7 protein-coding genes are annotated in these 10,071 nt (G+C 68.5%); all 7 read right to left on the bottom strand.

The annotated features are described in order from the left end of the window. Nucleotides 1-111: 111 nt before the first annotated feature. Nucleotides 112-1,635, bottom strand: a complete 1,524-nt coding sequence (locus ACIBVL_RS39630; RefSeq protein ID WP_399105479.1) for an amino acid permease — start codon at nucleotides 1,633-1,635, stop codon at nucleotides 112-114. 154 nt (nucleotides 1,636-1,789) lie between these two features. After that, nucleotides 1,790-3,718, bottom strand: coding sequence for a 1-deoxy-D-xylulose-5-phosphate synthase (dxs, locus tag ACIBVL_RS39625; RefSeq protein WP_399105477.1), 1,929 nt, complete (start codon nucleotides 3,716-3,718; stop codon nucleotides 1,790-1,792). A gap of 193 nt (nucleotides 3,719-3,911) precedes the next feature. Next, nucleotides 3,912-5,198: a sugar ABC transporter permease gene (locus ACIBVL_RS39620; RefSeq protein WP_399105574.1), complete on the bottom strand. Its 1,287-nt coding sequence runs from the start codon at nucleotides 5,196-5,198 to the stop codon at nucleotides 3,912-3,914. A 155-nt stretch (nucleotides 5,199-5,353) separates the two neighbouring features. Then, nucleotides 5,354-6,145: an ATP-binding cassette domain-containing protein gene (locus ACIBVL_RS39615; protein WP_358999009.1), complete on the bottom strand. Its 792-nt coding sequence runs from the start codon at nucleotides 6,143-6,145 to the stop codon at nucleotides 5,354-5,356. 271 nt (nucleotides 6,146-6,416) lie between these two features. Next, the gene (locus ACIBVL_RS39610) at nucleotides 6,417-7,502 is read right to left on the bottom strand and encodes a sugar ABC transporter substrate-binding protein (RefSeq protein WP_399105474.1); all 1,086 of its coding nucleotides are present in this window, start codon (nucleotides 7,500-7,502) and stop codon (nucleotides 6,417-6,419) included. Nucleotides 7,503-7,637: 135 nt separating this feature from the next. After that, nucleotides 7,638-8,837 carry an ROK family protein gene (locus ACIBVL_RS39605; RefSeq protein ID WP_399105473.1) on the bottom strand — a complete coding sequence of 400 codons (1,200 nt, stop codon included), beginning with the start codon at nucleotides 8,835-8,837 and terminating at the stop codon, nucleotides 7,638-7,640. Between the two features lie 318 nt (nucleotides 8,838-9,155). Then, nucleotides 9,156-10,070, bottom strand: a complete 915-nt coding sequence (locus tag ACIBVL_RS39600; protein ID WP_399105471.1) for a carbohydrate ABC transporter permease — start codon at nucleotides 10,068-10,070, stop codon at nucleotides 9,156-9,158. Nucleotide 10,071 lies beyond the last annotated feature (1 nt).

The following is a 10,071-nucleotide window of genomic DNA, read 5'->3' as shown; positions in this document are numbered from 1 at the left end:
CGGGGGGCGGGGGGGGGCCCGCGGGGGGGGGGGGGCGGGCCCCCCCCCCCCCCCCCGCGGGGGGGGGGGGGCCCCGCCGCCGCCGGGCAGGCGGGACTTTCACCACACGCCCTAGCCCTGGGCGGTGTTCCCTCCCCCCTGCACCTCGTCCGCCGTCGTCTCCTCGTGGCGTCCGAGCCGGCTGTGGGAGCGGCCGTAGAGGAAGTACACGAAGAAGCCGACGACCATCCAGATGCCGAAGCGGAGCCAGGTCTCCGCGGGCAGGTTGAGCATCAGCCACAGCGAGGCGCACACCGACAGGATCGGGATGACCGGCACCCAGGGGGTGCGGAAGGCGCGGGGCAGGTCCGGGCGGGTGCGGCGGAGGATAATCACTCCGATGGCGACGACCACGAAGGCGAACAGCGTGCCGATGTTCACCAGCTCGGCGAGTTCGCTGAGGCTGGTGAAGCCGGCCAGGATCGCGATGAGCACTCCGAGCAGGATGGTCGGCCGGTGCGGGGTCTTGAACCGCGGGTGGACGTGGGAGAAGAAGCGCGGCAGCAGTCCGTCGCGGCTCATCGCGAAGAAGACCCGGGTCTGGCCGAGGAGCAGGATCATGCAGACCGTCGTCAGGCCGACGGCGGCGCCGAAGCTGATGAAGCCCGCGTACCAGGGGTGCCCGGTGGCCTTGAAGGCGTCGGCGAGCGGGGCGCTCACGGAGAGCCTGGTGTAGTGCTCCATCCCGGTGACGACGATCGACACGGCGACGTACAGGACCGTACAGATGATCAGTGAGCCGAGGATGCCGCGGGGCATGTCGCGCTGCGGGTTGCGGGTCTCCTCGGCGGCGGTCGCGACGACGTCGAAGCCGATGAAGGCGAAGAAGACGACGGAGGCGGCGGTGAAGATGCCCATCACGCCGAAGTTGGAGGGCGCCCAGCCGAACATCAGCTGGATGAGCGGCGACTGGAGACTGTTGCCCGCCTCCACGGCCTTCGCCTTCGGGATGAACGGGTCGTAGTTGTCGCCGTGGATGAAGAAGGCGCCCGCGATGATCACGGTCAGGACGACGGTCACCTTGATGGCGACGACGAGCGAGGTGACCCGCGCGGAGAGCTTGGTGCCGAGCACGAGGATGGCGGTGAGCACCAGGACGAGGGCGGCGGCGAGGATGTCGAAGCCGAAGCCGTCGGCCCCCTCTCTGCCGCTGAGCGCCTCCGGCAGGTGCCAGCCGGCGTTGTCCAGGAGCGAGGCGATGTACCCCGACCAGCCGACGGCCACCACCGCCGTGCCGAGCGCGAACTCCAGGACCAGGTCCCAGCCGATGATCCAGGCGGGCAGTTCACCGAGGGAGGCGTACGAGAAGGTGTACGCGGAGCCGGCCACCGGGACGGTGGAGGCGAACTCGGCATAGCAGAGCGCGGCGAGCGCGCAGGCGACCCCGGCCGCGATGAAGGCCAGGGCGACGGCGGGTCCGGCGTTGTTCTTGGCGACGGTGCCGGTCAGGACGAAGATGCCGGTGCCGATGATGACACCGACGCCGAAGACGGTCAGATCCAGCGCGGACAAGGATTTCTTGAGCGCGTGCTCTGGCTCCTCGGTATCGAGGATGGACTGCTCGACCTTCTTCGTCCTGAAGAGGGTGCTGCTCACTGGTACCTCCCACGCTGTCTCGTCCTCGACATGATCGAGAGGGGGCGTAGGTCGTATGCCCCGGCGCGGGCCGGTTAACGCGAATGGGCCGGTTTCACCACTCCTCACAGTGGGGAACCGACCCATCCGGGCGTGTCGTGTTGCCGACGCGGACTCAGTCGCGGGCGGGCTCCACGGAGTCCACCTCGGCGGCCTGGGTGCCGTACTTGCCGTCGAGCTTGGCGACCAGTCCGGTGACCTGGCGGGCGATGTCCGGGGCGGTCAGTCCGATCTCCGCCATGACCTCGGCGCGGGAGGCGTGGTCGAGGAAGCGGGGCGGGATGCCGAAGTCGCGCAGCGGGACGTCGACGCCCGCGTCCCGCAGGGCCTGGGCGACGGCCGAGCCGACCCCGCCGACCCGGCTGTTGTCCTCGACGGTGACGACCACGCGGTGCCGCTCGGCGAGCGGGGCCATGGCCTCGTCGACGGGCTTGACCCAGCGCGGGTCGACGACGGTGGTGGAGATGCCCTGTTTGTCGAGCAGGCCGGCGATCTCCAGGCACATCGGCGCGAGGGCGCCCACGGAGACGAGCAGCACGTCCGGGGTGGCCGTACCGGGCTCGCGCAGCACGTCCATGCCGCCGACGCGGCCCACGGCGGGTACGGCGGGGCCGACGGCGCCCTTGGAGAACCTGACCACGGTCGGCGCGTCGTCGACGGCGACGGCCTCGCGCAGCTGGGCGCGGACCTGGTCGGCGTCGCGCGGGGCGGCGAGCCTGAGGCCGGGCACGACCTGGAGGATCGACATGTCCCACATGCCGTTGTGGGAGGCGCCGTCGGTGCCCGTGACACCGGCCCGGTCCAGTACGAAGGTCACACCGCACTTGTGGAGGGCGACATCCATGAGGACCTGGTCGAAGGCACGATTGAGGAAGGTGGCGTACACGGCGAAGACCGGGTGCACCCCGGCGTGGGCGAGGCCCGCGGCGGAGACGGCGCCGTGCTGCTCCGCGATGCCGACGTCGTAGACCCGCTCCGGGAAGCGCTTGGCGAACCTGTCGAGTCCGACGGGCTGGAGCATCGCGGCCGTGATGGCGACGATGTCCTCGCGCTCCTCGCCGAGCTTCACCATCTCCTCGCCGAAGACGGAGGTCCAGTCGGCTCCGGAGCTGGCGATCGGGAGACCGGTGTCGGGGTGGATCTTGCCGACGGCGTGGAAGCGGTCCGCCTCGTCCTGGAGGGCGGGCTGGTAGCCGCGGCCCTTCTCGGTGAGGCAGTGCACGATCACCGGGCCGCCGAACCGCTTGGCGCGCACCAGCGCGGACTCCAGGGCCTCGATGTCGTGGCCGTCGATCGGACCGACGTACTTCAGGCCGAGGTCCTCGAACATGCCCTGGGGCGCGATGAAGTCCTTCAGGCCCTTCTTGGCGCCGTGCAGGGTGTCGAAGAGAGGCTTGCCGACGACGGGGGTCCGCTCCAGGACCTCCTTGGTGCGGGCCAGGAAGCGCTCGTAGCCCTCGGTGGTCCTGAGGGTGGCGAGGTGGTTGGCGAGGCCGCCGATGGTCGGCGCGTACGAACGCTCGTTGTCGTTGACGACGATGACCAGTGGGCGGTCCTTGGCGTCGGCGATGTTGTTGAGCGCCTCCCAGGCCATACCGCCGGTGAGCGCGCCGTCGCCGATGACCGCGACGACGTGGCTGTCGCGGTGGAGGATCTCGTTGGCCTTCGCGATGCCGTCGGCCCAGCCGAGCACCGTGGAGGCGTGACTGTTCTCGATGACGTCGTGCTCGGACTCGGCCTGCGAGGGGTAGCCGGACAGGCCGCCCTTCATCTTCAGCCTCGAGAAGTCCTGCCGGCCGGTGAGCAGCTTGTGCACGTACGACTGGTGGCCGGTGTCCCAGAGGACCTTGTCCCGGGGGGACTCGAAGACCCGGTGCAGGGCGATGGTGAGCTCGACCACACCCAGGTTGGGACCGAGGTGGCCGCCGGTCTTGGACACGGCGTCGACGAGGAAGGTGCGGATCTCCCCTGCCAGCTGGTCCAGCTCCTCCAGGCTGAGCCGGTCCAGATCGCGCGGTCCCCTGATGCGGGTCAGCAGCGGCACCCGTGCCTCCTTGCAGTAAAAGCTGTTCGATCTGTTGCCGGGCTCGTCGAGTCTAATGTTCCGCCGGAACGGACCGATCCCGGCCCTCGCGTCGTGGGTCACGCGTCGGCCGTACCCAGGATGGGCCCTGCCTATGACATGACTGTGCCCGGCACCTCGGGGGCACCGGGCACAGTGACGGTTCTGCCGCAGGTCAGCCTCGGCCGGCGGCCTTCTGGCTCTTGCGGGAGACCGAGTCGATGACGACCGCGCCGAGCAGAACGCCACCAGTGATCATGTACTGGATCGAGGTGTTCATGTTCAGCAGGTCCAGACCGGTCTGGATGGACTGGATGACCAGCATGCCCAGGAGGGCGGACCAGACGGTACCCCGGCCACCGAAGAGGCTGGTGCCACCGATGACGGCCGCCGCGATGGCGAGCATCAGCGTGTTGCCGCCACCGGCACTCAGCGTCGCACTCGCGGTCTGACCGGCGAAGAACATACCGCCGACCGCCGCGAAGCCGCCGGAGATGGCGAACACGGTGATACGGATCATCGGCACGTTGATACCGGCACGGCGGGCGGCCTCGATGCCGCCGCCGACCGCGAACACCTTGCGGCCGTACGTCGTGCGGCGGAGCACGAAGTCGACGATCACCAGCGCCGCCAGGAAGATCACCAGCGCGTTGGAGACACCGGCCGCGTCGTTGAGGACGACGGCGGCGGCGAAGGACGCGACGGCGAGCGCGCCGACGCGCAGCAGGATCTCGCCGGTCGCCCGGAACGGCACGCCCGCCGCCCGGCGGCGGCGCTGCTCGTTGAAGTTGCCGACCAGGGAGAGCACGACGGCGAGGCCGGCCAGCAGGTAGGCGCCGATGATGGCCTGGTCCATGAAGAAGGAGCTCTGGCCGAGCAGGTGGACCGGACCCGTGTCGGACGGGATGTTGATCGTGCCGCTGTCACCCAGCAGCCACAGCATCAGGCCGTTCCAGCCGAGGAAGCCGGCCAGGGTGACCACGAACGCCGGTACGCCGATCCTGGCGAAGAACCAGCCCTGCAACGCACCGATGGCGATGCCGGTGAGGATCGCGAGAACCAGCGACAACCAGGGGTTCATGCCGTGGGTCACCACGAACACGGCGAAGAGGGTGGAGGCCAGACCGCTGACCGAGCCGACCGACAGGTCGATCTCGCCGAGCAGCAGGACGAACACCAGGCCGATGGCGAGCATGCCGGTGGCCGACAGGTAGTAGCTGATGTTGGAGAGGTTGTCGGCGCTCAGGAAGCGGTCGTTCTGCAGCTGGAAGATCGTCCAGATGACGATCAGGCCGATGACCACCGGCAGCGAGCCCAGCTCGCCGCCCTTCACCTTGCGCTTGAACTCGGTGAGGTACCCCTTGAGGCCCTCTTCACGGACCAGCAGACGCGGGTCGACGACGGCGACCGGCGCGGCCGTCGGGTCGTCGGCGGGGGCGACGGTCTCCTGGCCCTCGACCACGCCGCCGCTCTTGCCGGCCCTCGCGGACTCGGCCTTCGCGGTCGTCTCCGCCTTGGTCACCTCGGTCTTCGCGGCCTGCTCCGCGTCGGCCGTCTGGGCCTTCCCGGTCTTCTCCGGCTCCGAGGAGTCGCTCTTCACGGTCTTCGACGTGTCGCTCACTTTGCCGCCTCCGCGGTGCGACGCCCCGCACGACGGGTCACGGCGTTGTCCGTGGCACCCGTGATCGCGGCGATGATCTCTTCGTGGCTGGTGTCCTTCACGGGGAAGGAGCCGTTGTTCTTGCCCAGGCGCAGCACGGCCACGGTGTCCGCGACCGCCTTGACGTCGGCCATGTTGTGGCTGATGAGGATGACGCCGAGGTCGCGCTCGCGCAGCCGCTCGACCAGGTCGAGGACCTGCGCGGTCTGCTCGACACCGAGGGCCGCGGTGGGCTCGTCGAGGATGACGACCTTCGGGTCGCCGATCAGGGCGCGGGCGATGGCGACGACCTGGCGCTGACCGCCGGAGAGGCTCGCGATCGGGATGCGCACGCTCGGGATGCGGATGGAGAGCGTGGACAGCAGTTCGCGGGCGTTCTTCTCCATCGTCACCTCGTCGATGACGCCCCGGTGCAGCAGCTCGCGGCCGAGGTAGAGGTTGCCGACCACGTCGAGGTTGTCGCAGAGCGCGAGGTCCTGGTAGACCGTCGCGACGCCGAGTCCCTGGGCGTCGTGCGGCTTGGTGATGCTGACCGGCTTGCCCTCCCACTCGATGACGCCCTCATCGATGGGGTGGACACCCGCGATCGTCTTGACCAGGGTCGACTTACCTGCGCCGTTGTCGCCCACCAGGGCGACCACTTCTCCGGCGTGGACCTCCAGATCGACGTCGGTGAGTGCCTGCACCGCACCGAATCGCTTGGAGACTCCGCGCAACGCCAGCACGGGCGTAGCGGACACGTGAACCATCTCCTTCGCCGCCTGACCGGCGGGGATGCCGCGCTTGGGGGTGTGCGCGGAGGGACGTGCGGGACGCGGCGCGAGGCCGCTCGACGCACGAGGTTTACAAGATGAACATGCGCGAATCCGCTGCACTTGGCAACGGTTCCGTCCGACGCCCGCCCCGGCAGCGGGGTGTGAAGGTGGGGCAGGCGTCGGAGGGGTTCGCGGGACCGCTCGGCGGTCTGGGTCCGAGTCCCGTACCGGGACCCGGACCGTGATGCGCGGGTTGCGCGTGTGGTTACTGCAGGCCCGCGGACTTGCAGGCGGCGGCGTACTCGGCGGTGCAGATGTCCGCGACCGTGTACAGACCGTCCTTGACGACCGTGTCCTTGATGTTGGCCTTGGTGACCGAGACCGGGGTCAGCAGCTTGGCCTGCACCTTGTCACCGGAGCCGCTGGTCACCGTGGTGTCGGCCAGGGACTTGATGTCCTTGCCGTTCAGCAGGTTGACCGCGAGCTCGGCGGCGGTGTCGGCCTCGGGCTTGTAGGCCTTGTAGACCGTGGCGGCCTGGGTGCCGGCGACGATCCGCTGGATGGCGGCGAGCTCGGCGTCCTGACCGGTCAGCGGGATGCCGCTGATCTTCGCACCCTTGAGGGTGTTGGCGATGCCACCGGCCATGCCGTCGTTGGCGGCGTAGACGCCCGCGATGTTCTTGGCACCGAGCTGGGTGATGGCCGCGGACATCTTCTGGGCGGCGACGGTGTCCTTCCACAGACCCGACTGCTCGTAGGCGATGTCGACCTTGCCGTCGAGGACCTTGTGGGCGCCTTCCTTGAACTGGCCGGCGTTCGGGTCGGCGTCGTCACCGTTGATCATGACGACCTTGGACTTGGTGGTCGCCTTGGAGCCGAGGGCGTCGAGCAGGGCCTGGCCCTGGAGCTCGCCGACCTTGACGTTGTCGAAGGAGACGTAGGCCGAGACCGGACCCTGGGCGAGGCGGTCGTACGCGACGACCTTGACGCCCTTGTCCACCGCGGACGTGATGGAGGACTTGATCGCGGCGGAGTCCTGGGCGGAGATCACGATGACCTTCACACCCTTGGTCACCATGCTGCTCATCTGCTGGGCCTGCTTGGCCGGGTCGGCAGCGGCGTTCGCGTACTGCACGTCACAGTCGGAGCAGAGCTCCTTGACCTTGGCCTCGAAGTACGGCTTGTCGAACTTCTCGTAGCGCGCGGTGACGTTGTCGGGGAGCAGCAGGCCGATGGACTTGCTGTCCGAGCTGCTGCCGGAGTCGTTGTCATTGTCGTCGCCGGCCTTGCCGCACGCGGCAATGGACAGCGCCATGGAGACGGCGGTGGCGCCGATCACGACTCTACGCATCGTTGCGTTCATTTGGGGTGTGCCTCCCTGACAGGGCCGCAACGCTGCGGCCGAGGTGGCTCGAAGTCAACTCGGCCGCAAGTTCGACGTCAAGAAGTAAATACTTAACGAGATGGCAACGGCGTCATTCGTTCTCTAAGTGAAGGCAGGTGTCGCGGTGGACAGGGTGCCGTCCAAAAGGGTCGAATCGCCCATCTCGCTGAGTGCGAGAGCGAGCGCTCCGAGCACCTCCGCACGGCCCCCGAGTGCCCCCGGGAGAACGGAGAGTTGACGCGCCGCACTGGGGATCGCATAGCGGCCGACGGACTCCCTGATCGGACCGAGCACCAGCTCACCGGCCTCGGCGAGATCACCGCCCAGGACCACTCTGCTCGGGTTCAACAGGTTGCAGAGATTGGCGACTCCACTGCCGATGTGGCGGCCGACGTCGGCGATCACCCGACGACAGCCCGGGTCTCCTTCCCTGGCCAGCCGCACGACGCCTTCCATCGTCAGATCCGTGCCGTGACTGGACTGGAGGAGCGGCAGCACGTAGCGCGCGGCCGCGAAGGTCTCCAGGCAGCCCCGGTTTCCGCAGCGGCAGACCGGTCCGGATTCATCAAGTGTAATATGTCCGATTTCTCCCGCAGTGCCACCGGGGCCTCGGTAGATCTTCCCGTCGATCACCAGTCCGGCACCGACACCGCTCGCCACCTTGATGTAAGCAAGATCACGAACGCCCCGGCCGCTGCCCCAGACCAGTTCGCCGAGGGCGCCGAGGTTGGCGTCGTTGTCCACGTGCACCGGCACCCCCAGCCGGCCCCTGAGCTCCTCGGCGGGTCTGGTGCCGATCCAGCCGGGCAGGATGGCCGACGAGCCGAGCGTGCCGGACTCCAGATCGATCGGCCCGGGGACGCCGAGCCCGACCCCCGCGATCTTCGTACGATCCACCCCGGTGACTTCGATCAAACGGGTGACCAGTTGTTCCGCACGGTCGAAGCCCTGGCTCGAGGAGGCGTCCACATCCAGCGGCTCGGACTCCTCGGCGAGCACCTGATGGGCGAGGTTGCCCAGGGCGACCCGTAGATGGGTGTGGCCGAAATCCACCCCGATGACGATGCCGGCGTCGCCGCTGAGTGAGACACTGCGCGCCCTGCGCCCGCCCGCCGAGGTGGGCGTGACCTCGACGGTTCCGCCGTCCTTGAGCTCGCGCACGATGTTGGAGACGGTGGCGGCGGACAGACCGGTCGCCCGGGCGATCTCCGCCTGCGTGAGGGACCCGGCCAGACGCACGGCGCGTACGACTCGCTCCAGGTTGGCCCGATGCAGCGACGACTGCGACCCCGGAGTCTCCACGACGACCTCCTGCGCGCGGGACCGCTTCAATGAGGCCCCGTCTATGTCCAACTAGTGAACTCTAAGCTGAGCCGTTCGGGTCCGCTCCCGTCAAGAGGTTGAACACTATCCGCGTGGTCGTACACAACCGGCCGGCTTGGTCCGGTCCAGGGTTGCGCGGTGTGCGGAGCCGGATGCGGCGCGTTGCGGAAAGCGTGATTCCGGGGCGGGGCGCATGGGTGTACGGGGGCGCGAAAAGGGACGGAGCGTTACGAAAAGCGGCGTACGCGGACAGCCCGTGCGCCGGAAGTCCGTGTACGCCGCGTGAAGGCGGGGGGTTTACTTCAGCGCCCCCGCTGTCAATCCCTGCACGACCTGCCGCTGGAAGACGACGTACGCCGCGAGCACCGGGAGCATGGCCATGACCAGGCCGGCGAAGAGGCCCGACCAGTCACCCTTGTAGCCCTGGCTGACGGCCAGCTGGACCAGACCCTGGGTGAGGACCCGTTTGTCCGGGTCGGTGTTGAGGACCGTGGGCAGCATGTACTGGTTCCACTGGCCGAGGAAGTTGAAGATACCCACACTGATCAGGCCGGGTTTCGCCATCGGCAGCATGATCTGGAAGAAGATCCGGCTGTGCGAGGCGCCGTCGACGAACGCGGCCTCCGCGACCGAGGTCGGCAGCGTGCGGAAGAACGCCGTCAGGAAGAACACCGTGAACGGCAGCGAGTAGGCGATGTAGACCAGGATCAGCCCGTGCAGGGTGTTCAGCAGGCCCATGTTGTTCACCACGTAGAACAGCGGGACCAGCGCCAGCATGATCGGGAAGCTCATGCCGCCGACGAACAGGTAGTAGACGAACCGGTTGCCGGGGAAGTCGAAGCGGGCGAGGACATAGGCCGCCATGGAGCCGAGGACCAGGGTGCCGATCAGCGAACCGCCCACCACCAGCACGGTGTTGAGGAAGTAGTCGCTCATGTTGGCCTCGGTCCAGGCCCGTGACCAGTTGTCGAGGTGCAGCCGGTCCGGCAGCGACCAGGGCGAGCCGAAGATGGAGCCGTCGTCCTTGAATGAGGTCATCACCGCCCACAGCAGCGGCAGCACCACCATGACGGCCCAGAGGACCAGCACACCGTGCGAGAAGACGTTGAGGACCCTGCCTTCGGTCCTCGGCGCCGCGGGCCCCCTGCCGGCCGGGATCTCACCCTTCGTGACGGGCGCGGGGGCGGGGACGGGGGGTTCGATCGTCTTCATG

Source organism: Streptomyces sp. NPDC049687 (assembly GCF_044465285.1).
In the GTDB taxonomy this organism is placed as follows: domain Bacteria; phylum Actinomycetota; class Actinomycetes; order Streptomycetales; family Streptomycetaceae; genus Streptomyces.
This window is presented reverse-complemented; position numbering and strand designations above follow the sequence as displayed.